Genomic DNA, 25786 nt, shown 5'->3' on the forward strand with positions numbered 1-25786 from the left:
GATAAATCATGTTTTTCTTTACGTCTGATGTGGATAATATGATAAGCTGACGTTTATATAGCTGTCCGAAATCTCATCGGATCCGGTTTCGGGAAAGGGATAGTTTAACATGAACCGGCGAAATGCGCAGATATTGTTCAAAGATCGGCCGGCCGGCGTGCTCAGCGAGACCGCTTCAGGTGGGACGCGGTTCGTATACGCGGCCGGTTGGAATGAACAGATTGCCTGCTGCTTTCCCGTCACGCGCCGGGAGCATAAGTGGCCGGCAGGGCTGCACCCGTTTTTCCAGCATCTCGGTCCGGAGGGCTGGCTTCGAGAGCAGCAGGCCCGTGTCGCCCACATCGAGGAGGAAGACGATTTCGGCCTGTTGCTGCGCTATGGCGCGGATTGCATCGGTGCCGTCAGCATACGGCCGACAGACGGCGTCCCCCTGCCCAGCATCACCGAGGCGACGGCGAGCCCTGGCCGTACGGTCTCCGGCGTTCAAAAAAAGCTACTCGTGACCGCGGAGGGCAAGAATGACTTTGGACCCGCTAGCGCCGATGGTCCGGCTCCGCATATTGCGAAATTCAATTCGGAACGTATCGATACGCTGGTTCGTAACGAAGCGTTGAGCCTGCGTTGGGCCGCCAAGGTGCTGGGCGCAACCGAGGTCAACGATTTCACGGTGGCCTCAATCTCTGCCGTTAACGAAACCGCTTTGGTCGTCAGACGCTTCGACCGGGGGGGAATCGGCGAAAAACTGCGGCTCGAAGACTGCGCCCAGATTCTCGGCAAACCCAAGGGGCAGGACTATGCCGGGAAGTACGATGCCGCCTACGAGGATATCGCAGAGATCATTCGCAAGCATTCCGCCCGGGCCACAATCGATCTGGCGCGCTTTTTCAGGCGCCTGATCGTCTTTGCGCTCGTCGGGAACTGCGATGCTCATCTCAAGAACTTCTCTCTTCTGGAAACACCGGCGGGGTTGCGGCTATCGCCCGCGTATGACGTTGTCAATACGGCCATATATGATGGATTTGACCGCACACTGGCCCTCTCCATTGGCGGCAAGAAAATCAGTCTCGATGCTATCGATGCCAAGGTGTTCCGACATTTCGGCAAGGCGATCGGCGTGCCGGAGCGCGCCATCGAGCAGACGTTTGTCGACCTCAGGCGACAGGTCGGAAAAGCGGAGTCGATCATCCGACCACCCGTGGGCGAACCACCGGACGGCTTTGTGACACGCTATCAAGAAATTGTGAGTAACGCATGCCTGCGAATTCTCGACACATAGACCCCGTGAACTGGGGTGCCCTCGTCGACGAGGCACTGCGCCGACGCAAGGCGGAAGGCCTGACACAGCGCGAGCATGCGGCCCTCGCCGGGGTCAGCGGGCCGACGATCGTCGGGTTCGACCGCAAGGAGACGACGCTGACGCTGGCCAAGGCATTCGACATCCTGCGTGTGGTCGGGCTGATCGATGAGCCGGCGGAAAGTACGGCGCAGGACGCGTTCGTGAACGCCGCATTCGCGCGCTGGCAGGAACTCACGGCCGGCCTGACCAAGACCTCGCCCGCGCGCTTTCCGCACGGTTGGTATCGTATGGACTATTGCCTGAACGGTGACCTTGAAGAAGTCCAATTGAACCGTTTTGAACCGCTGCTGCGGCAGGCGGTCACCCACCATAGCGGCTGGCCGCCCTTCTGGCTGCCGGATCGCGGGGAGATTGCGCCCCAGCAGATGGATGGCGCGATCGAGTGCTGGCTGAAGCCGGAAGGCGAACCCAATGTCCGGTACATGAGCGATCCGGCTCATTGCGATTTCTGGCGCGTTACGCCGTCGGGGCGCGCATTCCTGATCCGGGGCTATCAGGAGGACGGCGAGGAGACCTTCCCGCCCGGCACTCTGTTCGATACGACCCTGCCGATCTGGCGGATGGCCGAGGTGCTGCTGCACGCCGAAAGACTGGCCGGGCTGGTCGGCAAGGGCGGTGGTGACGCCGCAACCGTGCAGTTTCGGGCGCATTACAGCGGGCTGAATGGGCGCGTTCTCCGGTCCTGGGCGAATCCCCTGAGTGATCTGGGCATTCAGGGCGGTGCGGCCCGCAGCGACGAAACGGTGCTGGAAGCCGAGCTCCAGGTCGACGGAATCGGCCAGCGGCTGGCCGAGGCGATCCATCCGCTCGCTTCGTCGCTCTTCGAGCGGTTCGGAGTAACGGGATTGTCCGAGGAGCGGGTCTCCGCAGAAGTGCAGCGACTGTTGCAGAAACGCCGGTAGCGGACCCGGCATTGGGATGCCGGAGGAGGCATCTTTTGCTAGCAAATCCGTTTGAAAATCCCGCCAAAGGCGATAACATGCACGCGGAGGTGGTAAAACAGCCGCCCCTGGGGGCCTCAGAAACCCTCGCATAGCGGCGGGCACCGCCGTGATTGATGCCGGAACCCTGACCGTTCGCATCGGGCGTGGTATACCCTCGCCCCAGTGTTCGCGGTCGGGGAATCGTCTGCGTATGTCCAGGCGGCGGCGCATCATCCGGGCTGGCATCGCTGTTCGCCCGCCGCCCGCGCCATTCATGCCCGCAATGTCTGCATCGTTCTGGGCGGTGATCTTGCGACCCCGTCCGAATTCGTCATCTGTTGGACACCGGACGGTCGTGCCTCGGGCGGCACCGGTCAGGCCGTGCGCGTGGCGCGGGCGTATGGAATTCCCGTCTAATTTCTTTAGTCTGGTCTTTGGGCTGACCATTCGGATGGCATCCGGTGAAGGAACCCCGCCCTGCGACAATGGTTTGGGTTTCGGCGGTTGCCACCGATGGGGTAGAACCGGTCGGGATGGCACGGTGACGGGACAAGCGGGTTGATGGATCAATACGCCGTATACATATGGGCTGCTTATGCTGTCGCGGCCGTCGTCCTGATCGTGATGGCCGGGGCGTCGCTGTTCGGCGCGCATCTGGCCGACCGGGCGGTCGCGGCGCTGCGGGCCGCCAGTGGCCGGACATCGCGCCGGGACCGGAACGGCGCCGAGGCGAGCAAGCGGGGCGACAGCCCGACAAAGGGAGAAGCCGCACATGGCGGTTAGACGGTCGCGCAAGAAGCGGCGGATGATCGGCGTCGGCTTGGGCCTGCTGGGTCTGGGCGCGGCGGCTGCGCTGTCGCTGACCGCGTTTCAGGACAACCTGTTGTTCTTTTACAGCCCGACGGAACTGCGCGACCGCGAGATGGCCGAAAGCCAGCGCTTTCGCATCGGCGGTCTGGTGGCCGAGGACAGCGTCGAGCAGATCACCGACGGCGCCGACGCGGGCGTGCAGGACACCGTGCGGTTCATGGTCACCGACACCGAAAACGCGGTCCCCGTCGTCTATTCGGGCATCCTGCCGGATCTTTTCCGCGAGGGGCAGGGCGTGATCGCCCATGGCCGGCTCGGCGCCGACGGCACCTTCCAGGCCGACGAGATCCTGGCCCGCCACGACGAAAACTACATGCCGCCGGAGGTCCACGAAGCCCTGCAGCAGGCCGAACGGGTGCGCGCGAGCGGGACCGAGATCGGGGGCCCTGAAACCGTCGAGAACGGCGGCGGCACATGATCGGGGAAACCGGCCATTTCATGCTGATCCTGGCGCTGGTCGCGGCCATCGTGCAATCGGGGGTACCGCTGATCGGCGCGGCCCGGCGCGACACCGCGATGATGGGCGTCGGTCCGGCGGCAGCGACCGTGCAACTGGCCGCGATCGCGATTGCCTATGGCGCGCTGACGGCGGCGTTTCTGGTCAGCGATTTCACGGTCGTCAATGTCGTTCAGAACAGCCATTCGGCCAAGCCGCTGCTGTACAAGATCACCGGCGTCTGGGGCAATCACGAGGGGTCGCTTCTGCTGTGGGTGCTGATCCTGGCCCTGTTCGGCGCCATGGTCGCGTGGTTCGGCGGCGCGCTGCCGGAAACGTTGCGCGCGCGGGTGCTGGCCGTGCAGGGCATGATCGGCGTCGGCTTCCTGATCTTCATGATCGCGACCTCGAACCCGTTCGACCGGGTCGATCCGCCGCCGATCGACGGCCAGGACCTGAACCCGCTGCTGCAGGATCCGGGGCTCGCCTTTCATCCACCGTTCCTCTATCTCGGCTATGTCGGGTTCTCGATCGCGTTCTCGTTTGCCGTCGCCGCCCTGATCGAAGGCCGTGTCGACGCCGCCTGGGGCCGCTGGGTGCGGCCGTGGACGCTGATGGCCTGGACCGCGCTGACCATCGGCGTCGCGGGCGGCTCGTGGTGGGCCTACTACACGCTGGGCTGGGGCGGCTGGTGGTTCTGGGACCCCGTGGAAAACGCCAGCCTGATGCCATGGCTGACCGGCACCGCGCTTTTGCATTCCGCCATCGTGGTCGAACGGCGCGACGCGCTGAAATCCTGGACGATCCTGCTGGCGATCCTGACCTTCGCGCTCAGCCTGCTGGGCACGTTCCTGGTGCGCTCCGGCGTGCTGACCAGCGTTCACGCCTTTGCCCTCGATCCCGATCGCGGGTTGCTGATCCTGCTGCTGATGGGCATCGCCGTCGGCGGGTCGCTGACGCTCTATGCCCTGCGCGCACCGGTGCTGGAACCCGGCGGCCTGTTCGCCCCGATCAGCCGCGAAGGGGCGCTGGTGTTGAACAATCTGCTGCTGTCGACCGCGGCGGCGACGGTGCTGATCGGGACGCTTTATCCGCTGATACTGGACGTGGTCGGCGGCGGCCGGGTGACGGTCGGCCCGCCCTTTTTCAACACGACGATCATTCCGCTGGCCGTGCCGCTGGTCGCGGCCATGGCGATCGCCCCGATGATGGCGTGGAAACGCGCCGATCTTGCCGGAGTCCTCGGCCGGATGAAAGCCGCCGCCGCGATTACCGTCGTCGTGGCGCTGACGGGTGCGTATTTCGCCACCGGCGCGCCGGTTCTGGCGGCGGTGGGGCTGGCGCTGGCGCTGTGGGCGATCCTGGGCTCGGTGACCGATCTCGCCGGGCGGGCAAAACTGGGCCGGGTGTCGCCGCGGGACTCGCTGCGGCGGTTGTCGGGCCTGCCGGGCGGCGCGTGGGGAACCGCGCTCGGCCATGCCGGAATCGGGGTCATGGTGCTGGGCATGACGGTTTCGACCATCTGGCAGGAGGAAGTCTCGCAACGGGTCGCACCGGGCGAGACGGTATCGATTGCCGGCTATGATATCACCTTCGACGGCATCGAAAGCGGCCCGGTCGCCAACTATGTCACCGACCGGGCGACGCTGACCCTGCGCGACGGCGATACGGTGGTCGACACGATGACGCCCGAGCGGCGGTGGTATCCGGTCGCGCAGATGGGCACGACGCAGGTCGCCCTGCGCACCCGCCTTTCGGCCGATCTCTATGCCGTCATCGGCGAAGGCCATGACGATGGCCGCTGGACCTTGCGGGTGCATCACTATCCGATGGTGATCTGGATCTGGCTGGGCGCGCTGATTATGGTGGCCGGCGGCCTGTGCAGCCTTGCCGACCGGCGCCTGCGCATCGCCGTCCGCAGCCGTGGCTCCGCCAGTGCCGCGCCGCCTTCCCGGCCCGGACCAACGCCGGGCGATTCCGGGGGAACCGCCGCCGCCCCGCAGCCGGGGGAATAAGCATGAGCCGCCGCATTCTGGTCGCCGTGCCGATCGCCGTCTTTCTGCTGCTGACGGCTGCCTTTGCCGTGCCGATCCTGACCGGCTCCGACCCGTCGGCGGTGCCCTATGCCCGCATGGACGAGCCCGCGCCCGCGATCGAACTGCCGCCCCTGCACGACGGCGCCCCCGGCTTCGACACCGACCTGTTCACGGGCGAAGTCGTGCTGCTCAACGTCTTCGCCAGTTGGTGCGCGCCCTGTCTGGTCGAGCATCCGGTCCTGACCCGCCTGGCCGAGGAAGAGGACATCCCGCTTTACGGAATCGCCTATCGCGACGCCCCGGCCGACACCCGCGCGTGGCTGGCCCGGCACGGTGACGCCTATACCGCAATCGGCGTCGACGAGGATGGCCGTGCCGGCGTCGAATGGGGCGTCCATGGCGTGCCGGAAACCTTCGTGATCGACGCCGAGGGCCGGATCCGCCACCGCCACACCGGCGCCGTGACGGCGGAAGTGGCCCGCGACACGCTGGTCCCCCTGGTTCGCGCGCTTCAGGATGGAGGCGTCGAGACCCGCGTGTCGGACGCTGGAGAAATGGCCCCATGACCCCACGCCTCGTTGCTGCATTCCTCAGGCTGGCCGCCCTGTCGCTGGCGCTCGCCATGATCATACCCGCGCCGGTGACCGGCGCCGTGATGGGTCTGGACGAACCGCTGGCGGACCCGCAACAGGAGGCGCGCGCCCGCGATATCGCACAGAGCCTGCGCTGCGTCGTCTGCCAGAACCAGACCATCGACGACAGCGAGGCGCCGCTGGCCCGCGATATGCGGCGTCTGGTGCGCGAACGGATCGCCGCCGGTGGAACGAACGAGGAAGTGATCGGCTATATCACCGAACGCTATGGCGATTTCGTGCTGATGCGGCCGCCGTTTCAGCCCAACACCTGGATATTGTGGCTGGCGCCGGTGGCCGTCGCCCTGACCGGCGCCGGTGGCGTGGCGCTGCTGGTATTGCGACGGCGGCGCATGGGGGGGCCGCACGGCCGGGGCAGTGATGTTCACCGCTATGCTTCGATGCCGCTGACCCCGGATGAGCAGGCGGCGCTGGGCGCCCTGCTCGCCCGCGAGGAGAAGCGGCGGGATTCGGGCCAGGAGTTGGGGCGGAATGCGTCGGGCGGGGGACGACACAGAAATTCGGGATCCGGGAAGAAATCATGACGTTCTGGATCGTCGCCGCCGTTGCAACGGCGCTCGCCGTCGCCCTGATGGTGCGCCCGCTCATGCGCGGCAGCGCACGGGATGGAGTGGATGGGGCCGGGGATCCGGACCATGATCCGTCGACGGCGGCCGCGCTCAAGGTCTACCGGGCACAACTCGCGGAGGTTGACCGCGACCGGGCGCGCGGCCTGCTCGACGACCAGCAGGCCGAGGCCAGCCGGATCGAGATCAGCCGCCGCATGCTCGCCCTTGCGCGCGGGCGTCAGACGGTGACCGCAGAGGGTCCGGTCACGCCCTGGGCACGCCGCGTGGCGATGGTGCTGACGATCGCGGTGCCCATTGCGGTGCTCGGCCTTTATGTTCCGACCGGTTCGCCGGATTTGCCGTCGCAGCCGCTCGCCGGCCGTGACGTCGGCGACCGCGAAGCCCGGATCGCAATGCTGGAAGAGGCCCGCACGCTCGAAGCCGCGCTGGAAGACGCCCCCGACGACCTGATCGGCTGGCTGAAACTGGGGGTGCTCCACACCGATCTGGAAGACTACGACCGGGCGGTCGATGCGTTCGCGCGCGCCGTCGACCTGTCGTCGGGCGATCCGCATATCACCAGCCTCTATGCCGAGGCGATCGTGAACGCCGACGACGGCATCGTCACGCGCGAAGCCCGGCTGGCGTTCGAACAAGCTCTGGAGTCCGCACCGAACGACCCGCGCGCCCGGTTTTACCTGGCCATGGGGCGCGAACAGGCCGGCGATCTGGAAGGCGCGCTGGATCGCTGGGTCGATCTCGCCGCCGGCACGCCCGCCGACGCGCCATGGCTGGCCATGGTGCGGAGCCAGATTACGCGGACCGCGCAACGGATCGGCGCCAATATCGACACGGTCATGCCCGACCCGCAACCGGCCGCCGGACAGAATACCGAAACCCTGACCCGCGACCCGGCAACAGCGGTGCGGGTCATCGATGCGCTGGAAGACGCCACCGCCGAAACCCCCGGCGACCTGTCGCTGTGGTTCCGGCTCGGCGATCTGCGCGCCGAACTGGGCGACCTCGAAGGCGCCGCCGAGGCGTTCAACGCCGCCGACCGCAACGCGCCCGACGGCTTGCCCGACGACCAGAGGCTGCAACTGCTCGAAACCCGTGCCAGCGCCCTGATGGCGATGCATGACGGTGACATGGCCAACTTCATGACCCCGGAGTTCGTGGACGTGCTGGGCCGTATCCTCGAACTCGACCCCGACAACGACCGCGCGCTGTGGTTTCTGGGCGTCGCGGCGGAACAGGACGGCGACATGGCCACCGCCACCCGCCACTGGAACCGCCTCCTCGAAACCATCCCACCCGACAGCCCGGCCGCCGCCCTGCTGCGCGAGCGGTTGGGGCGGGAGTAGAAGGACGGCAGGGCAGTCTGCAAGTTTCAAAAATGGGGTTAAATCGGATGTACCGTGTTCGGGCAAGGCGACTTTAAACCATATTCCGTCGGCCGGGTTCACTTTGAACCCAGGCACGATTGGCTCGAGCGCAAGCACAAGGGAAACGGTATTTCGGAGCTATCTCGAAGGCGGATTGAGCGGGCATGGCAGGGTCATAAACTGCGAAAACGAAAATCATGCGTCGACAGCATGAATGAATCCGACGTGATCAGCGCCATCGATGATTGTCATTTCGTGTGCCGCTTAACGACCCGCGAGTTGGGCGCTGAGGCAGGGCGAGAGAAATCGCTGACGGCCACAAGGCTCGCTACTGCGGCCATTGCCCTCATTTGGAAAACGCCATCAAGAGCGCTCAGCCGCATCAATCTGGCCTTCGACCGCCAGCCGCACCGTCGCGAATTTCTAAGTCATGTTCCCGAAGAGTCCTTATCGGTGCATTCAATGTGGTCGTACGCTCCCTCTGGTCCGCATATCAGTCCGGATGAATGGGAGATTGAGCTCCTGAATTGGGCCGACACATTCGCGGCGGTCGGCGATATTCACGAGTTTGTCGTGATAGTGGCGGTCGCAGCCGAATGATCCATGGAAACAACGAGAAATTGGCCAATGATTGGTCTCAAACGCGCGCAATAGCCGAGCACCTTGCAAGAGATTGCTTGATCGCCTGCCTCGATTGGGCTGCCACGAATCCGGATTCCGATGATCCCCATCAGCTTCGCAAGTGAATCCCGGATAGCCACGCAGCCGAAAATTTCGTCGGCACCAACTTCAATGCCCCAACGACATCGCCCAATTCCAGAGCCTGCGGCTGCTCGAAACCCGCACCTCTGTGCGAACGGCGCCGCTGAACGGGCGTTTGGCAGATGAATCAGGTCTTCCAACGCGAACGGGGCCGTCCATTGACGAAACGGGCCCCGTAGCGCAAATATTGGTTGCGCAGTGAGAACGCGCCGAAAGGTCCCCTCACCGCGGTCGGATGAAAGGCGACCGCGCGGCTATGCCGCGCGGATCGACGCCACGAACTTCTCCATTTCCTGGCTTAGTTGGGTGGCTTTGCGGCTGAGTTCGGACGAAGCATCGAGAACGTCCCTTGCCGTATTACCGGTATCGTCGGCGGCGGCGCGGACATCGCCGATATTGCTGGAAACAGCCCGGGTACCGTCGGCAGCCTGCTGAACGTTGCGCGAAATTTCATTCGTCGCCGCCGACTGCTCCTCGGCAGCAGTCGCAACGGCAGTAACGTTTTCGTTGATCGAAACCACCGTGTTTCCGATCCCGGCGACGGCGTTTACCGCATCTTCGCTGACCGCCTGCATCTCGCTGATCTGTTTGCTGATCTCTTCGGTAGCTTTGGCGGTCTGATTGGCAAGGTTCTTGACCTCGCTGGCGACGACGGCGAATCCCTTGCCGGCCTCACCGGCCCGCGCGGCTTCGATCGTTGCATTCAGCGCCAGCAGATTGGTCTGTTCGGCGATGTCCTGGATCAGCTTGACGACATCGCCGATGCGCTGCGCCGACGTCGACAGGGTAGCCAGCGTTTCGTTCGTCTGTTCCGTTTCCGCGACCGCCCCCCTGGCCAGTTCGGAACTGGCATTGATCTGGCGATTGATCTCGCCGATCGCGCCGCTCAACTGCTCCGCCGCCGCGGCTACGCCCTCAACATTCTGGGTGGCGTCTTCCGACGCGTTCGACATCGTCATGACCCGCTGGGTCGTCTGGGTGGCATTGGCCGACAGCGATTCCGCGTTGGACCGGAGTTGTTCGGCGCCGGCGGAGACGCCCTGGACGATGGTCGATACCGTTGATTCAAAGGAATCGGCCATCCTGTTCATCGCCTGGCGTTCCCGTTCCTCGGCGATTCTTTCCTTTTCGGCGGATTCAGCTTCCAGCCGTTCCGATTTCGCCATGCTGTCGCGGAAGACGACCATGGCGCGGGCAATATCGCCCACCTCGTCGCCGCGCTCGTCGCCCGCGATTTTCAGTGTCAGATCGTTGTCGGCCAGACGCTTTAGCCCCCGAACCGTGCCGGCAAGTGGGCGGGTGACGCCGAAATGCGCGATCGAGATCGAGATGGCGACGCCGGCGAATATGCCGAGTATTGCCAGAGCAAATATGACGGTACGCGCGAGCGCGTAGATCTCCGCCGATTCGGCTTCGAGGTCGTTGACGAGACTGTCGGTGTCGAGGGCATAGGCGCTCAGGCTGTCGCGTGCCAGAGCGGCGATCTCGCGATTGTTGCGTACAGTCGCCAGCACCGCCGCCGCGCCGTCAACTCCCTGTGCCTCCGCCTGGTCGAAAGTGGTCTGCACGGCCTCGAAGTATCGGTTGAGATGCGTTCGGATATCTCGAAGCTCATCCTGCCGTCCCGGCCCGGCCAGAGATTCGATCCCGTCGAGCCGATCCTGAATCCGGGCATACTCGGTCTCGATCGCGGCGCGATAGTCTGCAACGGTTTCCGACGTAGGCTCGGCGGCGATCCCATACTCGGCGCGGTTCAGAGACACCAAAGCTGTCGTTGTCCGAGAGGCCAGCAGGCTTTCGGTCGAAAGGCGGTCCATGCGCTCTGTCGTCTCGTGAACCGTGGCCAGGGACCATACGGATGCGATGCTGAGAATGCCCGCCACCAGCGACATCATTGCGACTATGAGCAATATCTTATATACGAGTCTAATGTTCTGAAGTCCCATCAGTCTTCTCCGGATCCAAAATTCCGAGAGGGAAGATAAGAGACAACGGTTACGAAAGCGTAAATTCCGCGAAACTCTGTCGAGATATATAAATTTATTCGACTCAGTCCGGAATTAATCTTCCCGGATGGGAGAAAGGTTCAAATCATAACTTCTCAACATTTTCTACTGTGACAAGTAAAATCGGCATGAGCCGAACCTGACACTGGCATACCGCCAGGAAGAATCAAATCGCGTAAGCATTTTCCGAGCATTTTTCCGCCAATTTATTCAACCATAAGTTCCGCAGGATTGTCGACATGTCGTGTCATTGCCTGCCTGAGCTTTTGCAAGGCACGGTGCTCCAGCTGACGCACCCGCTCCTTGCTCACACCCAGTTCCCGGCCCAGTTCTTCAAGTGTTGCACCCTCGTCCGCAAGCCGACGTTGACGGATTATTTTCTGTTCACGCGGCGACAACTCGCCGATGGCCTCGGCCAACCATCGCGATCGCGATTGACTGTCGCGCATGCCGATGACGACCGCTTCCGGCGTTGGCCGCTCGTCCGCCAGAAACCCCTGCCAGTCATCCTCGCTGCCGTCCGAAATGGCCGTGTTGAGCGACTGATCATGGCCCGACATGCGCATTTCCATGGATTCGACGTCGCTGATATCGACATTGAGTTGCTGGGCAATCCAGCGACGGCCGTCGTCGGTCAGACGCGTCGACGAGGCATCCTCGATCCTGGCGCGCAAGCGTCGAAGATTGAAGAACAGCGACTTCTGGGCGGCGGTCGTGCCGGTCCGGACGATCGACCAGTTGCGGAGAATGTAATCCTGCATGGCGGAGCGAATCCACCAGGCGGCATAGGTCGAAAAACGGACATCGCGTTCCGGCTCGAACCGGGCCGCGGCCTGCATCAGTCCGACATTGCCCTCCTGGACCAGATCGCCCATCGGCAGGCCGTAATTGCGAAAGCGGGAAGCGGTTGAGACCACGAGGCGGGCATAGGCGCGCACCATTTCGTGGAGGGCCTTCTCGTCGTTCTGGACCCGCCAGCGCGTCGCCAGTTCGAACTCGTGATCGCGCGTCAACAGGGGCTCGTTCATGGAACTGCGGATATACCGCAGATTGGCCCTCTGGGTTTCGGGATCGTCGATATACGCCATGTCCAGCCTCTCCGAGCTAATCGCATCAAGCCTGCTTGACCCGGCTCGATGCGGGCGCAGCCTCGTGCAATTGTTTACGGAGGCGTGCCGGGCCCGGATCACCAGCCCTTGAAATTTCTTCAAGGGGATCAAAGGCAGTCGGAGTCGAACGCGGCCGGTCGACGATTGTTCCCTCACGCGGACGGTCGGTAGCAGCCCACCCAGGCCGTCAGGCCGTTCCGGGCCGGACTAGACTTCCATGATGTCGCTGACGGTGCCGTCGGATTCGACTTTGGCGCATATGACTGTACCCGCCCCGCCGTCAAGGCTGGCCGTGACTTCGGAGACGTCGATGCCGCCGCCGTTCGGGTCGAAACCCCGGACGATCCGGATGAACCCCTCATAGGGGTCGGTAATGGCGCTGAAGCCGCGCGCGCCCCACCAGAAGCTGTCGCCCTGGGCCGCGAGCGGCCGCTGGGGGTCCAATCCTGCCGACACGAAAAGGAGCGTATTACTGTCGTCGAATGCGGCCCGCCGCAAAGCGCTGAACAGAGACGTGTGCCCGGGTGCATGGCGCATGGTCTGCCGAAGGTCGTTCGTCCAGCGGGTGAGCTGCACCGCCCCGTCCCGCGCAGCGGCCAGGCCATTGTCCGGACTGCCGCCATAGGCACGCAAAGTCGGCGCCACCCCCTGGTCCAGCATCCAGGTCAGCACGTCAGCAGGATTGGGCGCAAACTGCAGCTGCAGCAGCTTCTGCCACATTTCCTCCTGCGTCCCGCGCAGATAAACCACGTCGCTTGCCAGCATTCCCGGAAGCGCGATCAGGGCGCGTCGGAACGTCAGAAGTTCATGAATGGTTTCGAACAGCGCCGGACCGCGCCCGATCATGTTACCGAGATAGACGACACGGTCGCCCGGCCGGATCAATGGCCAGACATGATCGTGAAGGGCCGTCAACCGCGCGACGTCGCAATGAATGGCCGAGATCGCCCAGACCCGGAAGGGCCGTCCCAATCTTGCGAATTTGTCGCTATCCGGCGTCAATGCCCGTCCTCTTCGATGGGGAAGCATTCCACCGGGATCGGTGGATTTCTCCCATTATCTGGCCCAGTCGCCGACCCCGATTGGCCAGGTATAACCCGCAACCGGTTTGGGCGCCGGCCGGCCCAATCCTTAACGACAGTAAAGGATTGCGTCTGTCCCGGCAAAGCCGGAATGGTGTGATATTGTGCGATAGTCGCAGGTATTCGGATCAAGACCGTCCGGCGGTTCCGCCTGCGCCCTGCCGGCCGGGCGATCGGGGGCTGTGTCGGCAACTCGCAAAGCGGCTCACCCACGACCAAACCTGTCAGACAAAGAAAAGGGGAGCATGTTTGCCCCCCTCGTTACGATGCCTCAACTGGACCGTGGCCGGCCACCGCCCGGCGCGCACGTTCTACGCTGCCTTGAGAAGTACCTGCTCCAGCCGCTCGGTCGCCTTGCGTTCGTCGATCTTCTCGACAGCCGCAAGTTCGCGAGCCAGCCGCTCAAGCGCGGCCTGATAAATTTGCCGTTCGCTGTACGACTGCTCGGGCTGATCGGTGCTTCGGTGCAGATCGCGAACGACCTCGGCGATGGAGATCGGATCGCCGGAATTGATCTTGGCTTCGTATTCCTGGGCGCGACGCGACCACATGGTACGGCGTATGCGCGAGCGACCGCGCAACGTGTCCATGGCCGTCTTGATGCGGTCCTTGGACGACAGGCGCCGCAGACCCGATTTTTCCGCCTTGGCCGTCGGCACCTTAAGCGTCATACGATCCTTCTCGAAGGCGATCGCATAAAGCTCCACCGCCAAGTCACCGACCTTATGCGTTTCGATGCTGGAAATACGTCCGACCCCATGAGCCGGATAAACAACGTAGTCGCCAACTTCGTACGAAGTCTTCAGTTGTTGTTGCGCCATGTAGCCGAAATGCTCCACTCTGTTAAGGCCGAAACGCCATCGGTCGTGCAGGTCGCCCCGGCGTTGCCGTTCGGCCATGACTTAAAGCGTTTGACGCGTTCCGTACCGTTCGCCGACCCCCGGGAAAAACAGGCGTCCGACAAAAAGTTACCCCCGAAAATCCGTTTCGAGGGCAACCTGAGCTAGGCGGCGTTCCGTCTGGAGTAAAATGCGTCGCCGCAGCGTATGCTGCAATCCGTATCATACACCAAATGGGGATGGAACGAAAGTCCGGCCCGCCGATATGTTTCGCTTTTTTTGCAGATCAGGATACAGCGTGGCGCAATGCCAACGGACGGCGAGTAACGCTCAGTCGCCTTCTCCGGGAGCGGGTCGAAAATGCTCCTTGAACTTCTCCTGGACCTTCGCCCATTCATCGGCGTCTTCGGGAGCATCCTTGTGCATGGTGATATTCGGCCATTGTTCCGAATATTGCCGGTTGAATTCCAGCCATTGCTCCGCCCCCGGCTCGGTATCCGGCTTTATTGCATCAACGGGGCATTCCGGTTCACAGACGCCACAATCGATGCACTCGTCCGGGTGAATAACAAGCATGTTCTCGCCCTCGTAGAAACAATCCACCGGGCAGACCTCGACACAATCCGTATATTTGCATCGCACGCATGCTTCCATAACGACGTATGGCATCTTGCCTCCTTCTAGAGTGCGCACCCTTCGATGGGGTCCGCGCACCGCAATCGACCACTCAATCCGACAAACCATGCGCCGCTATGGCACGCTTTCGTGCAGCACCGCTTTCCTGGTCGGTAACGTGCAGCAAGCCTGAAATCCGCCGCAACAAGGCTGCTTCCATGTCATGGAGCTCGCCGTCGGTATAGGCGATGTCCCACAGCATTTCCACCAGTTGGACCCGTTCCTCGTGGGAGAAGGCCTTGACGATAGTGGAGACGAAACCGTGATGCTGTACGCTTGTCTTCACGGCTTTCTCGGCGCGGTCAACGAGATGGCGGCCCTCGTCCTCGGTCAGCGCGAATCGCCATTTCACGAGTTCGACGATCCGGTCCCGTTCGCCAGCCTCAAGGCTGTCATCCATCTGCGCGGCCTCGACCATAAGGGCCGCCGCTGCCAGACGCAGCTCCTCGTCGCTGTGCGCATCGCCGTCAGCCGGTGCTGCCGACCGGGCGGTGAAGAAATCTTTGATTCGATTGAGCATGACGTGGCCTACCACTCGACATCGTTCAATTCAACCACGCTAGATTTGTGGATAAGGGCCAAAGAACAAGGGGCGCCGGTAAATGGGAGCGCGCTCAATCGCCCTTGTCGACTGACGGCATGCATCAATGGGCCCAGACGCCATCAGCCGTCGCGGCCTGTAAAGGCGTCCACGCGGCGGCGGTCGCGCTTCGTTGGCCGCCCCGCGCCCGATGCCCGCCCGCCCGGCCCTGCGTCGCTTCGCGGCAGGGCGTTATCGGCACTCGGCGGCGACAGATCGTCATAGGACAGGGCCGCTTCCGGTGCCGGGCCGCGTCGTGCCGGCAGCGCGACGACCCGCACGACACGAACATGGGTCCCCTGCACGAATGTCAGGACCTGGCCGGGCCTGACCTGCCAGTGCGCCTTGGCCATGACCGTGCCGTCGACCCGCACGCCGCCACCCTTGACGATCTTTGCCGCCAGACTGCGCGTTTTGAAGAAGCGCGCGTGATGAAGCCAGATATCCAGTCTCTGCACGCCTTCGGCCGTATTCGCAACCGGGCCCGCAACCGCAGCTGGCACCTGATCGGGGCCGGGGGCCGGATCGGGAGCGGGGTCAGGAGCCTGGTCAGGAGCTGGGCGCCAGGTATCGCCGCCCGTCATGCCTCCCCCCCGGCGCCACCGCGCGCCAATGTCCTCAGCGCCGCAAACGGGCTGTCATCGGCGAGGTTCCGGCGCTCGCGCCGGCGTGCGGGTGTTGCATTCGCGGTTTCGGACCGCTCCTGACCGCCCGACACCTTGGCCTTGCGGCGGCGCCGGATGCGGCGCCAGCGCACGACACCACCGCCGTCGTCCGGCCCACGGGTTCCGTCGGCCTCGCGTCGATACCCCAGCGCAGATGCAATCGCCGGCAGGGCGTCAACCGACAATCCGGCCAGCGACGCGATCTCCGGCGCCAACGCGAACGGCTCCTGCCGGTTGCGCAGATCGCGGTCGATCGCGTCGAGCCGATCGATACGCAATGCGATGGCGCCGACCGGCTCGAATCCGACGGCCGACCAAAGCGATGGCGACGTGCCGCCGATCCTGATCGATTGCGCACCACCGGCGGGCAGGCCGTCGGCCAGGGGCAGGCCGCGATGGACCGACAGAAGCTGCGCGCGCAGTGCCAGCGGTCCGGGCTTGAGCATGCTCGGCAGGTATATGTGCCAGCCGCCGATGCGCACGCCTGCGGACTGCAGGCGCCGGCGATCGGGCGCGGAAAGGGCCGCAACGAGATCCGCAACGCCCGGCCGCGGGAGAACGCCCAGGCCCTCGACCAGTTGAAACGCGATACCGCGGGCCGGACCGGCCAGCGACTGCGTGAAACCCGGTTCGTTCAGATTGGTCAGCGCACGCAGCCGGACGCCGATCTGGCGGTGAATTGCGCTTTGGACACGGGCGGCAATGCGGTCGCGCTGGCCCGTCTCGACCAGCGTTCCCTGATAGGCCGCGACGCGCGGTGTCAGCGGCGTTTCGCCGGCCCTGAGGCGCGCGACGGAGCCGCCGCGCCAGGACACGGTATTATCCGGGCGCAGCACGAAGGCGTCGTCGCTGTCCTGTTCTAGCGCCGCAACCCGCCTTGCGATCTCGTCGCGCAGGACCCGTCGCGCCGCCGTCATGAGCGATTTGACATCGTCGGGATGGGCGGTCGGATCGGGGTCGAAGTCGAACCCGTTGATCATGCCGATATACTCGCCCTCGACGATGACTTCGCCATTGGCGCGGACGGCACTCAGCATATCGCCGCCACCTTCCAGCGACTTGACGAGGATGGCAGAGCGGCGGTCGACAAAGCGCTGAGTCAGGCGTTCGTGCAGCACGTCGCTGAGCCGGTCCTCGATCGTGCGGGTCATCGCCTGCCACCCGGCACTGTCGTCGACCCAGTCCGGCCGGTGCGACACATAGGTCCAGGTGCGGATCGAGGCCAGCCGGCTCATCAAGGCGTCAATATCGCCGTCGGTGCGGTCAAGGCGCCGGATATGCGTCGCCATCCAGTCGGGGTCAAGTTGCCCACGGTCGGAGGTCAGTTGATCGAAAAGGCGTCCGAGCAGCCTGGTGTGGCTGTCAGAGAGCGTTTTACGGAAATCCGGTACCTGGCAGATCTCCCACAACAGCCGGGTATCGGCAATCGACCGGGCACGGGCGGCAACGGCGTCCTGACCGGCCAGGGCCGCCAGTGCGCGATGATCGTCGGCATCGCGGACCCGCCGCAGAATTTTTTCCGGCGGCTGGCGTTCCAGCGACTTCAGCAATGCGCGCGGTCCCCGGAAATCCAGATCCTTGTTGCGCCACCACAGGCTTTCCAGCGCCGGGAATTCGTGATTCTCCACCCGGTTGATGCTGTCCTCGGCCATGGCCGACGCGTCGGCAGTTGTGCCGAACGTGCCGTCGGCCATATGCCTGCCCGCCCGCCCGGCGATCTGCGCGATTTCAGGTGCCGTCAGGTCGCGCGGCTTGCGCCCGTCGAATTTCGAGAGCCGGGCGAACGCGACATGATCGATGTCCATGTTCAGCCCCATCCCGATCGCATCGGTGGCGACCAGATAGTCCACGTCGCCGGACTGGTACATTTCGACCTGGGCATTGCGCGTCCGGGGGCTGAGGGCGCCCAGCACGACCGCGGTGCCGCCCCGCTGGCGGCGCAGCATTTCGGCCGTGCGATAGACATCCGTCGCCGAGAACGTGACGACCGCCGAGCGCCGGGGCAAGCGGGTCAGCTTGTGGTAGCCGGTATAGCTCAGCACCGAGAATCGGGGCCGTTGGATGAACCTGGCTCCAGGCACCAGCCGGCGGATCAGGGGCCGTATGGTCTCGGCCCCGAGAAACATCGTCTCGTCCAGTCCCCGCGCGTGAAGCAATCGGTCGGTGAAAATATGGCCACGTTCGGGATCGGCGGCGAGCTGGATTTCGTCAACGGCAAGAAAATGAACCGGGCGGTCGACCGGCATGCTTTCCACGGTGCAGACGAAATAGCAGGGATTGAGCGGAATGATGCGCTCTTCGCCCGTAATCAGGGCGACGCGGGTACGGCCCTTGATTTTCGCGATTCGGTCGTAGTTTTCACGCGCGAGCAGGCGCAGGGGAAAGCCGATCATGCCCGTCGGGTGTCCGAGCATCCGCTCTATTGCGAGATGCGTCTTGCCGGTATTTGTCGGCCCGAGAACGGCAGTGACCGGCGGCGTATCATCGAAGGCCCTCATACTCTAAGAATTGAGCCTTTGCCAACGCGAAGCAAGAGCGCAAAATCCACCGCTATGACATAATTGGCCTTGACGGTGGAGTTTGGCAGGCTGTCTCTCGACCTGTGAGCCGGACATTCGAATGCGGGAAAGAACCATGACCATGATGTGCGCAATGAAGACGAAGCGGTACCGCCGCGTAACCGCCGTTTCGACGACGGCCCTGATCGCCGGATCCCTCTGGATGACCGCATTGCCGGCCGCGGCCCAGGATACGGCCGATACCGACGAGCGGACGCCGGAGGAGAAAGCCGAGGCTCTGCAGTCCGATATCCTTGGAATGATCGACACCATCGTCGAAAGCGATTCCGAGATTGATTCGGTCACCTTCGACGGCGACCTTTCGGTCGTGGCTGACGGCGAGGACTATGTCGTCACCGTGCCGCCGATGACGATGCTGCTTGACGGCACGATGTCGGTGACGACGGGCGATGCGCTGAAGATCGACATGGCGCTGATCGAGGACGGCATCTACGATCTGAGCTGGACGAGCTTCGAGCGAATCGAGGTGACAGACCTCAACGATCCCGAAGCCGACCCGCTGACGATCACGTTCAACAATTCGGCCTCCGAGGCCGTCCTGATCACCGCCGTCCCGACCCTGTTGACGGCCAATGCGGAAATCACCGATTTCCGGATCAGCGACGGGGACGAGGATCTGGTCGTGATCGACCGCATCGCCCTGCTTGCCGACGGAGAACGGCGCGATGCCGACGGCACAATGCTGGTCGATAACGACTCTTCCTTTGTCATCGAGGGCGTTTCGGTCCATGAACCCGACGGCCTCGCCCGCTTCACGCTCGACAGCATGACCCTTTCGTCGGCCGTGGGCGCGCTGAACGTGCCTGCCTATGCCGCCCTGACCGATCGTATGGAAGCCCTCGCACCGACGATGGAGAACGTCGACAGCGACGATCTGCCGCCCGAGATGTACGATATGATGCTGTCGGCTCTGGAATCCGACCCGCCGCTGTTCGGCGCCGCCGATTTCGACTTTTCGCTCGACGGCCTGCGGTTCGAGGACGACACCTTCGTCGCCACGCTGGAGTCGCTGGCATTCGGATCCGGGTTGGCCGGTCTGGGCGACGACGCCGCGACGCTGGGCATCCGCATGAACATGGATGCGCTCGATATCGGCCTCGACATGGAGAATTTCGATCCGTTCATTCCGCGCAGCATGTCGTTCAACATCAACCTGGCCGACCTGCCGACGTCGGGCCTGAACGACGCTGCGACGCAGTTCCTGGAAGCGGGACGCCAGATGGGTCCCGAGGCGGCGGCGATGATGTCGCTGTTCCGGGTTCAGGGTGTCCTGCTTGAATCCGATGCCCGCATCGAAGTCGTCGACACGCGTGTGATGACGGACATTGCCGAGATGTTCGTGGAAGGCAATATCCGGCCCAGCAGCGATGCGCTGTTCGGCGCTCTGGCGGAAAGCCGCGTCGAGATCACCGGGATGGCCGATTTCATTGCCGCGTTGCGCACGCTGCCGGAGGTCGACAACGACATCCTGACCGGCCTGACGCTGCTTCAGACCATGGGTCGCGAGGAATCCCGCGACGACGGCGCATCCGTGCGCACCTACAACTTCGAATTGGCGCCGGATGGACGGCTACTGCTGAATGGAACCGATATGAGCCCGCTGCTCAGCCAGTTCTGAGGCATTCGGCCGGTTTCCAAGCTGGATTTGCGGTATTCGGACAGCATTGGAGCGCCCGTCGGTCTTGCATCGGCGGGCGCTCCTGCACATATGCGGTGCGGTTCGCCAACCCGACCCGGACCCCGACTCAGACCCCGACTAAGACCCCGACTAAGACAATGACAACGCAACGGATCGACGCATGACCACGTCCTCGACACACGCCGACGACACGGCCGCAGCGGCCACCGCTTCGCAAAACGAAGAACGGCACAACTTCCAGGCGGAGGTGAGCCGGCTTCTGGATATCGTCACCCGCTCCCTCTACAGCCAGAAGGAAGTGTTTCTGCGGGAACTGATTTCCAATGCTTCGGATGCCTGCGACAAGCTGCGCTATGCCTCCCTGACGGAGCCGGGACTGATCGCGGACGACCCCGATTTCAGGATACGGCTTTCCTTCGACACCGAAACCCGCCGTCTGACCGTTGCCGACAACGGCATCGGCATGTCGCGCGACGAACTCGTCGACAGTCTCGGCACGATCGCGCGCTCCGGGACGCTGTCCTTCGTCGATCAGCTGACCGGCGATGCGAAAAAGGACATGTCGCTGATCGGCCAGTTCGGCGTCGGCTTCTACAGTGCATTCATGGTCTCCGACACCGTCGAGGTCATCACCCGCAAGGCCGGTACCGAGCAAGGCTATCGCTGGGTTTCCGACGGCAAGGGCGCCTTCAGCGTGGCCCCGGTCGAGGGGCCCGTGCCGCGGGGTACGCAGGTGATCCTGAACCTGAGCGAAGGCGAGGAAGAGTTCTGCGACGAGACCCGCCTTGGCCATATCGTGCGGACCTATTCCGATCACATCGCTCTGCCGATCGTCCTTGAAGGCACCGACGAGGGCGAAAAGCAGCTCAACACGGCATCAGCGCTGTGGACGCGGCCGAAATCGGAGATTTCCGAGGACGACTACAAGGAATTCTATCATCACGCCGGCCACGCCTTCGACGATCCATGGCTGACCGTTCACTGGCGCGCGGAAGGCATGATCGAATATACAGCGCTGCTGTTCCTGCCCTCGACGCCGCCCATGGACCTCTATCACCCCGAGCGGCATCACCACGTCAAGCTGTATGTCCGGCGCGTCTTCGTCTCGGAGCAGGCCGACGGGCTGATTGCACCCTATCTGCGCTTCCTGAAGGGCGTCGTCGACAGCGAGGATCTGCCCCTCAATGTCAGCCGCGAGATGCTGCAGAACAATCCGACCGTCGCGCGCATCCGAAAGGGCGTGACGAAGAAGATCCTGTCGGAGCTGCAGCGCAAGGCAAACGACGATCCCGAGGGTTATGCGACCTTCTGGTCGTCTTTCGGCGCCGTTCTGAAGGAAGGCCTCTATGACGACACCGAAAACAGGGACGCGCTGCTGTCGATCGCCCGTTTCCGGTCTTCCGCCAGTGACGGCTTGGTGACGCTGGACGACTATGTCGGGCGGATGAAAGAAGGTCAGGAATCGATCTTCTACGCCACCGGCACCGACGCCGAAGCGCTGAAACGCTCGCCGCATCTGGAGGGATTCCATGCAAAGGGCGTGGAAGTGCTGTTGCTGACCGATCCGGTCGACGAATTCTGGGTCCCGGCGCTTGGCGCGTATCAGGAAAAGACCTTCAAATCGGTGACACGCGGCGGCGCCGATCTTGAGAAGATCGCGAGCGGCAAAGACGACGAGGATGCCGACAAATCCAGCGATGACGCCGACGAGAACAAGAACGGCGAAATCGGTACTGTGATCGCGGCGTTCAAGCTGGCGCTCAAGGACGAAGTCAAGGATGTGCGGGTTTCTCACCGCCTGACCGAAAGCCCGGTCTGCCTTGTCGCCGACGATTCCGACATGGATATCCAGCTCGAACGCCTTCTGAAGCAGCACGGCCAGCTCGACTCGGTGTCGAAACGGATTCTGGAGATCAATCCGAAGCATCCGCTGATCACGGCACTTGCCCGGAATGCCGGACCGGACGGCGACGCCGATACCATGGACGATATGGCCTATCTGCTGCTCGATCAGGCCCGCATTGTCGAAGGCGACGATCCGTCCGATCCGGCGGCCTTCGCGCGGCGCCTTTCGGCGGCCCTCGCCCGCGGCCTGCCCACGAACTGAGGTCGCGGGCGGCGCCTCCGGCTAATCCAAGTCCCGGGCCTGCGGCACGCAGTCACGCGCCGCAGGCCCGGGATCGTGCGCAGCAACGTCCCTAGGTGGACACGCCGGATGGTGCGTTTCTACCCGCAATCTCCGGTCGGTGCCCCGCCTCGGACTTGATTTACCGATGCAAGCGCCCCATTTGGTCGATCATGCAGCGCACCGATAAATTCCTCCGCATAGATAGCAGGGTCGGCCTGATCACAGGCAACTGACCCTTGGTCGGAGGTAGTGCGCCTGGCCAAGGGCGCAATTCAAGTGATCCCCTTGTGGATACTTGACGCTGGCACGGCAAGCATCATTAAATCCAAGACACTGAATGTCAGCCGCGACCAGCGGCCAAAATGGAGGTCAGAATGGCCACCGAGAAAACCAGATATCGCAAACCTTCGATAAAGATCGGGCAATCTGAATACGATACGCTGACGACACTCGCAGACAGTCTCAGCACCCATGATCCCGAAATCGCTGAAGATCTTTTCAGCGAACTTGAGCGAGCGCGCATTGTTTCCGATGACAAGGTGGGCAAGGATGTGATCCGCATTGGATCCACCACGCGTTACATCACCGACACGGGCGAGGATCGGACCGTCACCCTCGTATATCCGGCCGAAGCAGACATTGCCGCCGGCAAAGTCTCGATTCTGACACCGATCGGCACCGCTCTCCTTGGCCTGTCGCCGGGGCAGACAATCGAATGGGAAGCGCGCGACGGGCGTGCGCGTCGTTTGACGATCGAAGAGGTTTCGCCGTTGGCCGACGCCAGCGGATCGAAATCGTAGCTATCCATCCGCTGCCGCGTTCGCGCGGCTATTTTCGAGTTCAGGGGGGCGATCAGGCGGCGCGGGGCGGCCGCTTGCGGCGCAGCAGGCGATCGGGAACCGAGAACCATCGAGGCCACCGATGCTTCGCCCAAGCGTATTTCCGCTTTGCCCAGCGAGACGACCGCAGCACCAGAACGAGGCCGAACAGCGCCACCGGAAGTCCCAGAGGCCCCGGAATCGGGCCAAGCAATCCCCCGACCAGAATCAGCAGAATGCCAGCGGTCAATTGTGCGATACGGAGAAGTTCGGTGCGGCGCGGTATTTCCATGTCATAGATATCGCCCGCGATCATGGCGGATGCAAGGCGTGGTCGAGCACATTCCGAGCGCTTCGACTATGCGTTCGGAGCGGGTCTGCGATAGGGCGTCAGGACCCATTCCAGCGCCCGGACCGCCTGCGCGGCCAGGAAATTGATCGCGAGATACAGCGACCCGGCGACCAGGAATATCTCGACCGGCGCGAAGGTCTGGCTGATGATCCGGACCGAAATGCCCGTCATTTCCAGCAGCGTTATCGTACTCGCCAGCGAGGTCGCCTTGACCATCAGGATGGCTTCGTTGCTATAGGCCGGCAGGGCCTGGCGTATGGCAATCGGGAACACGATGCGCCGGAACAGAAGAAGGCGCGACATCCCGGCCGCGCGGGCGGCTTCGATCTGGCCCCAGGGGACCGACTGGATGCCGCCGCGAATGATTTCCGATCCATAGGCCGTGGTGTTGACCGTCAGCGCCAGGACGGCGCACCAGAACGGTTCACGCAGCCACGGCCAGAGAAAACTCGAGCGCACGACCTCGAACTGGCTGATGCCGAAATAGATCAGGTAGATCTGCACCAGCAGCGGGGTGCCCCGGATGACGAAAACATAGCCATAGGCGAGCCCCGACAGCAGCCGCGACGACGACAGCCGCATCAGCGCCATGCCCAGCGCCGTGCAGAATCCGATCGCCAGGGAAATTACGACCAGCTCCAGCGTCAGCACCGCGCCCCCCAGGATACGGGGCACACTCTCGATCATGAGGCCGAAATCCATGGCCGTTCCCCCCTAGGCCGTGCGCACGCCGCGCGCCGCCCGGCGTTCGGCGAGCTGGAACAGCACCTGCGAGCCCGTCGTCATGACGAGGTACAGTACAGCGGCGGTGACATAGAACAGGAACGGCTCGCGCGTGCTGTCAGAAGCGACGCGCGAAATGCGCATCAGTTCGGCCAGCGCGGCCACCGATACCAGCGCCGTGTCCTTCAGCGTCAGTTGCCAGACATTGCCCAGACCCGGCAGCGCGAACCGAAGGAGCTGGGGCAGCGTGATCCGGAAGAAGATCTGCCGCCGGTGCATGCCCACAGCCATGGCGGCTTCGATCTGGCCCTGCGGCACCGACTGGATCGCACCGCGGATCACCTCGGTCGAATAGGCGCCGGAGATGATGCCGACGGCCAGGACTCCGACCAGAAAAGGCGGCAGTTCCAGATAGCCGGTATAGCCGAATATGCCGGCGACCGACATGATCGCCCCGGCCGAGCCGAAAGCGAACAGGTAGATCACCAGCAATTCCGGGACGCCGCGAAAGACGGTGGTATAGACCTCCGCACCCCAGCGCACGGGGGCGCTCGGGCTGAGTTTGGCCGCCGCGCCCAACGTGCCGAGAACGAGGCCGAGCGCGAACGCCGAGATCGCCAACAGCACGGTCACGCCCGCGCCGAGCAGGATCTCGTCGCCCCAGCCCTGATTGCCGAAGGACAGCAGTTCTAACACCGGTCCTGTCTCTCCCGATCCTGCCTCAACGAAGCAGTTCCCCGCCCGTCCTGTCAGTCACTCGTGCTCAATCGCAAACCGGGCCCGGCGCCAGCGTGGTATCGAAACCGAACCATTCGACGGCCAGTTCGCGCAGCGATCCGTCAGCTTTCATCTCGCACAGCGCCGCATTGAAACGGGCCAGCAATTCGGTGTCGTCCTGCCGCGCGCCGATCCCGACACCTTCGCCGAAGACCGAGAAGTCGTCGCCGGTCAGGCCCGGTCCGGTGACCGTGTAATCTTCGCCTTCTTCGCTGGTCAGGAACGGCTCCCAGCCGGACGCGTCAGCCAGACCCACATCGACGCGGTCGGCCATCAAATCCAGATTCAGTTGTTCCTGGGTGCCATAGGTCCGCAGGTCGGCGTCGGGCAGTTCCTGTTCGATGAAGGTCTGGTGGATCGTGCCGCTCTGGACGCCGAGAACCGCGCCGGACAGGGCCTCCAGCGTTTCGTCGATCCCTTCCAGCCCGTCATAGTCGCTGCCTTCGGCGGTCACGAACTGAGCCGGCGTGGTAACATAGCCCTGCGAGAAGGCGATCTGTTCACGGCGCTCGTCGGTGATCGACATTCCGGCGATGATGACATCGTAGCGTCCGTTGAGCAGGGCCGGGATGATGCCGTCCCAATCCTGAGCGACGAAGGTGCATTCGGCGCCCATGCGCTCGCACAGTTCCCGCGCCATGTCGATTTCGAAGCCGACCAGTTCGCCCGACGCGTCGGTGAAATTATAGGGCGGATAGGCGCCTTCGGTGCCGATGCGGATCTCGTCCTGGGCGTGGACCTGCGCCGCGGCGCCCAGCGCCAGAGCGCCGACAGCGGTCAGAATGGTAAAGCGATATGTCATACTTCAGTATCTCCATGTTTGGTTTCGGGCGTTCGATGGTCG

The 25786-nt window shown here is 63.5% G+C and carries 24 protein-coding genes; 12 read left to right on the top strand and 12 right to left on the bottom strand.

Annotated elements, in window-relative coordinates:
- Nucleotides 1–109: 109 nt before the first annotated feature.
- From ABZ728_RS01180 to ABZ728_RS01220, 9 genes are all read left to right on the top strand, one after another.
- Nucleotides 110–1276 (top strand): HipA domain-containing protein, encoded by a 1167-nt coding sequence (locus tag ABZ728_RS01180; RefSeq protein ID WP_366653747.1) that lies wholly within the window; start codon nucleotides 110–112, stop codon nucleotides 1274–1276.
- Nucleotides 1252–2259, top strand: coding sequence for a hypothetical protein (locus tag ABZ728_RS01185; RefSeq protein ID WP_366653749.1), 1008 nt, complete (start codon nucleotides 1252–1254; stop codon nucleotides 2257–2259). Before ABZ728_RS01180 ends, ABZ728_RS01185 begins: the two co-directional genes overlap by 25 nt.
- A 582-nt stretch (nucleotides 2260–2841) precedes the next feature.
- Nucleotides 2842–3063, top strand: coding sequence for a heme exporter protein CcmD (gene ccmD, locus ABZ728_RS01190; protein WP_366653750.1), 222 nt, complete (start codon nucleotides 2842–2844; stop codon nucleotides 3061–3063).
- A complete protein-coding gene (ccmE, locus tag ABZ728_RS01195) occupies nucleotides 3053–3568 on the top strand; it encodes a cytochrome c maturation protein CcmE (protein ID WP_366653751.1) in 516 nt (171 codons plus the stop codon). The genes ccmD and ccmE overlap by 11 nt, the downstream gene beginning before the upstream one ends.
- Nucleotides 3565–5601: a heme lyase CcmF/NrfE family subunit gene (locus ABZ728_RS01200; protein ID WP_366653753.1), complete on the top strand. Its 2037-nt coding sequence runs from the start codon at nucleotides 3565–3567 to the stop codon at nucleotides 5599–5601. Before ccmE ends, ABZ728_RS01200 begins: the two co-directional genes overlap by 4 nt.
- Nucleotides 5602–5603: 2 nt before the next feature.
- On the top strand, nucleotides 5604–6188 hold the full coding sequence (locus tag ABZ728_RS01205; RefSeq protein ID WP_366653754.1) for a DsbE family thiol:disulfide interchange protein: 585 nt from the start codon (nucleotides 5604–5606) through the stop codon (nucleotides 6186–6188).
- Nucleotides 6185–6799 carry a cytochrome c-type biogenesis protein gene (locus ABZ728_RS01210; RefSeq protein ID WP_366653756.1) on the top strand — a complete coding sequence of 205 codons (615 nt, stop codon included), beginning with the start codon at nucleotides 6185–6187 and terminating at the stop codon, nucleotides 6797–6799. Before ABZ728_RS01205 ends, ABZ728_RS01210 begins: the two co-directional genes overlap by 4 nt.
- Nucleotides 6796–8187 carry a c-type cytochrome biogenesis protein CcmI gene (gene ccmI / locus ABZ728_RS01215; RefSeq protein ID WP_366653758.1) on the top strand — a complete coding sequence of 464 codons (1392 nt, stop codon included), beginning with the start codon at nucleotides 6796–6798 and terminating at the stop codon, nucleotides 8185–8187. Before ABZ728_RS01210 ends, ccmI begins: the two co-directional genes overlap by 4 nt.
- Before the next feature lie 231 nt (nucleotides 8188–8418).
- Nucleotides 8419–8808 (top strand): hypothetical protein, encoded by a 390-nt coding sequence (locus ABZ728_RS01220; RefSeq protein ID WP_366653759.1) that lies wholly within the window; start codon nucleotides 8419–8421, stop codon nucleotides 8806–8808.
- Nucleotides 8809–9224: 416 nt separating this feature from the next.
- Here ABZ728_RS01220 and ABZ728_RS01225 read toward each other — a convergent pair whose 3' ends face one another.
- The 8 genes from ABZ728_RS01225 to ABZ728_RS01260 all read right to left on the bottom strand — a co-directional run bounded on the left by ABZ728_RS01225 (nucleotide 9225) and on the right by ABZ728_RS01260 (nucleotide 18424).
- On the bottom strand, nucleotides 9225–10853 hold the full coding sequence (locus ABZ728_RS01225; protein ID WP_366653760.1) for a methyl-accepting chemotaxis protein: 1629 nt from the start codon (nucleotides 10851–10853) through the stop codon (nucleotides 9225–9227).
- A 329-nt stretch (nucleotides 10854–11182) separates the two neighbouring features.
- Complete coding sequence (locus ABZ728_RS01230; protein ID WP_366653761.1) at nucleotides 11183–12064, bottom strand: RNA polymerase factor sigma-32; 882 nt, start codon at nucleotides 12062–12064, stop codon at nucleotides 11183–11185.
- Between the two features lie 228 nt (nucleotides 12065–12292).
- Nucleotides 12293–13087 carry a hypothetical protein gene (locus tag ABZ728_RS01235; RefSeq protein WP_366653762.1) on the bottom strand — a complete coding sequence of 265 codons (795 nt, stop codon included), beginning with the start codon at nucleotides 13085–13087 and terminating at the stop codon, nucleotides 12293–12295.
- Between the two features lie 391 nt (nucleotides 13088–13478).
- Nucleotides 13479–13988 (bottom strand): CarD family transcriptional regulator, encoded by a 510-nt coding sequence (locus tag ABZ728_RS01240; RefSeq protein WP_366654337.1) that lies wholly within the window; start codon nucleotides 13986–13988, stop codon nucleotides 13479–13481.
- Between the two features lie 348 nt (nucleotides 13989–14336).
- Entirely contained in the window at nucleotides 14337–14675 is a 339-nt protein-coding gene (fdxA, locus tag ABZ728_RS01245; RefSeq protein ID WP_366653763.1) for a ferredoxin FdxA, read from the bottom strand.
- A 58-nt stretch (nucleotides 14676–14733) separates the two neighbouring features.
- The gene (locus tag ABZ728_RS01250) at nucleotides 14734–15201 is read right to left on the bottom strand and encodes a TerB family tellurite resistance protein (protein ID WP_366653764.1); all 468 of its coding nucleotides are present in this window, start codon (nucleotides 15199–15201) and stop codon (nucleotides 14734–14736) included.
- A 143-nt stretch (nucleotides 15202–15344) separates the two neighbouring features.
- Complete coding sequence (locus ABZ728_RS01255; RefSeq protein WP_366653765.1) at nucleotides 15345–15845, bottom strand: RNA-binding S4 domain-containing protein; 501 nt, start codon at nucleotides 15843–15845, stop codon at nucleotides 15345–15347.
- Nucleotides 15842–18424, bottom strand: coding sequence for a helicase-related protein (locus ABZ728_RS01260; RefSeq protein WP_366653766.1), 2583 nt, complete (start codon nucleotides 18422–18424; stop codon nucleotides 15842–15844). Before ABZ728_RS01260 ends, ABZ728_RS01255 begins: the two co-directional genes overlap by 4 nt.
- A gap of 136 nt (nucleotides 18425–18560) precedes the next feature.
- Between ABZ728_RS01260 and ABZ728_RS01265 the strand changes: the two genes are divergently transcribed.
- The 3 genes from ABZ728_RS01265 (at nucleotide 18561) to rnk (ending at nucleotide 23072) form a co-directional block, all read left to right on the top strand.
- Nucleotides 18561–20123 carry a hypothetical protein gene (locus ABZ728_RS01265; RefSeq protein WP_366653767.1) on the top strand — a complete coding sequence of 521 codons (1563 nt, stop codon included), beginning with the start codon at nucleotides 18561–18563 and terminating at the stop codon, nucleotides 20121–20123.
- Between the two features lie 181 nt (nucleotides 20124–20304).
- Nucleotides 20305–22251 carry a molecular chaperone HtpG gene (gene htpG, locus ABZ728_RS01270; RefSeq protein WP_366653768.1) on the top strand — a complete coding sequence of 649 codons (1947 nt, stop codon included), beginning with the start codon at nucleotides 20305–20307 and terminating at the stop codon, nucleotides 22249–22251.
- 395 nt (nucleotides 22252–22646) lie between these two features.
- Nucleotides 22647–23072: a nucleoside diphosphate kinase regulator gene (rnk, locus tag ABZ728_RS01275; RefSeq protein ID WP_366653769.1), complete on the top strand. Its 426-nt coding sequence runs from the start codon at nucleotides 22647–22649 to the stop codon at nucleotides 23070–23072.
- Nucleotides 23073–23124: 52 nt separating this feature from the next.
- On the opposite strand, the gene ABZ728_RS01280 is transcribed toward rnk, so the two are convergent.
- The 4 genes from ABZ728_RS01280 to ABZ728_RS01295 form a co-directional block, all read right to left on the bottom strand.
- Complete coding sequence (locus ABZ728_RS01280) at nucleotides 23125–23382, bottom strand: hypothetical protein (protein ID WP_366653771.1); 258 nt, start codon at nucleotides 23380–23382, stop codon at nucleotides 23125–23127.
- Between the two features lie 66 nt (nucleotides 23383–23448).
- A complete protein-coding gene (locus tag ABZ728_RS01285; RefSeq protein ID WP_366653772.1) occupies nucleotides 23449–24144 on the bottom strand; it encodes an ABC transporter permease in 696 nt (231 codons plus the stop codon).
- A 12-nt stretch (nucleotides 24145–24156) separates the two neighbouring features.
- Complete coding sequence (locus ABZ728_RS01290) at nucleotides 24157–24861, bottom strand: ABC transporter permease (protein WP_366653773.1); 705 nt, start codon at nucleotides 24859–24861, stop codon at nucleotides 24157–24159.
- Nucleotides 24862–24928: 67 nt separating this feature from the next.
- A complete protein-coding gene (locus tag ABZ728_RS01295) occupies nucleotides 24929–25744 on the bottom strand; it encodes a transporter substrate-binding domain-containing protein (RefSeq protein WP_366653774.1) in 816 nt (271 codons plus the stop codon).
- Nucleotides 25745–25786: the final 42 nt, after the last annotated feature.

The organism is Fodinicurvata sp. EGI_FJ10296 (genome assembly GCF_040712075.1).
GTDB lineage: Bacteria > Pseudomonadota > Alphaproteobacteria > DSM-16000 > Inquilinaceae > JBFCVL01.

Excerpts from the sequence above, each read along its gene's own strand:
- ABZ728_RS01180 (WP_366653747.1), top strand. The coding sequence starts at position 110 with ATGAACCGGCGAAATGCGCAGATATTGTTCAAAGATCGGCCGGCCGGC.
- ABZ728_RS01185 (WP_366653749.1), top strand. The coding sequence starts at position 1,252 with ATGCCTGCGAATTCTCGACACATAGACCCCGTGAACTGGGGTGCCCTC.
- ccmD (WP_366653750.1), top strand. The coding sequence starts at position 2,842 with ATGGATCAATACGCCGTATACATATGGGCTGCTTATGCTGTCGCGGCC.
- ccmE (WP_366653751.1), top strand. The coding sequence starts at position 3,053 with ATGGCGGTTAGACGGTCGCGCAAGAAGCGGCGGATGATCGGCGTCGGC.
- ABZ728_RS01200 (WP_366653753.1), top strand. The coding sequence starts at position 3,565 with ATGATCGGGGAAACCGGCCATTTCATGCTGATCCTGGCGCTGGTCGCG.
- ABZ728_RS01205 (WP_366653754.1), top strand. The coding sequence starts at position 5,604 with ATGAGCCGCCGCATTCTGGTCGCCGTGCCGATCGCCGTCTTTCTGCTG.
- ABZ728_RS01210 (WP_366653756.1), top strand. The coding sequence starts at position 6,185 with ATGACCCCACGCCTCGTTGCTGCATTCCTCAGGCTGGCCGCCCTGTCG.
- ccmI (WP_366653758.1), top strand. The coding sequence starts at position 6,796 with ATGACGTTCTGGATCGTCGCCGCCGTTGCAACGGCGCTCGCCGTCGCC.
- ABZ728_RS01220 (WP_366653759.1), top strand. The coding sequence starts at position 8,419 with ATGAATGAATCCGACGTGATCAGCGCCATCGATGATTGTCATTTCGTG.
- ABZ728_RS01230 (WP_366653761.1), bottom strand. The coding sequence starts at position 12,064 with ATGGCGTATATCGACGATCCCGAAACCCAGAGGGCCAATCTGCGGTAT.
- ABZ728_RS01240 (WP_366654337.1), bottom strand. The coding sequence starts at position 13,988 with ATGGCGCAACAACAACTGAAGACTTCGTACGAAGTTGGCGACTACGTT.
- fdxA (WP_366653763.1), bottom strand. The coding sequence starts at position 14,675 with ATGCCATACGTCGTTATGGAAGCATGCGTGCGATGCAAATATACGGAT.
- ABZ728_RS01250 (WP_366653764.1), bottom strand. The coding sequence starts at position 15,201 with ATGCTCAATCGAATCAAAGATTTCTTCACCGCCCGGTCGGCAGCACCG.
- ABZ728_RS01255 (WP_366653765.1), bottom strand. The coding sequence starts at position 15,845 with ATGACGGGCGGCGATACCTGGCGCCCAGCTCCTGACCAGGCTCCTGAC.
- ABZ728_RS01260 (WP_366653766.1), bottom strand. The coding sequence starts at position 18,424 with ATGAGGGCCTTCGATGATACGCCGCCGGTCACTGCCGTTCTCGGGCCG.
- ABZ728_RS01265 (WP_366653767.1), top strand. The coding sequence starts at position 18,561 with ATGACCATGATGTGCGCAATGAAGACGAAGCGGTACCGCCGCGTAACC.
- htpG (WP_366653768.1), top strand. The coding sequence starts at position 20,305 with ATGACCACGTCCTCGACACACGCCGACGACACGGCCGCAGCGGCCACC.
- rnk (WP_366653769.1), top strand. The coding sequence starts at position 22,647 with ATGGCCACCGAGAAAACCAGATATCGCAAACCTTCGATAAAGATCGGG.
- ABZ728_RS01280 (WP_366653771.1), bottom strand. The coding sequence starts at position 23,382 with ATGGAAATACCGCGCCGCACCGAACTTCTCCGTATCGCACAATTGACC.
- ABZ728_RS01285 (WP_366653772.1), bottom strand. The coding sequence starts at position 24,144 with ATGGATTTCGGCCTCATGATCGAGAGTGTGCCCCGTATCCTGGGGGGC.
- ABZ728_RS01295 (WP_366653774.1), bottom strand. The coding sequence starts at position 25,744 with ATGACATATCGCTTTACCATTCTGACCGCTGTCGGCGCTCTGGCGCTG.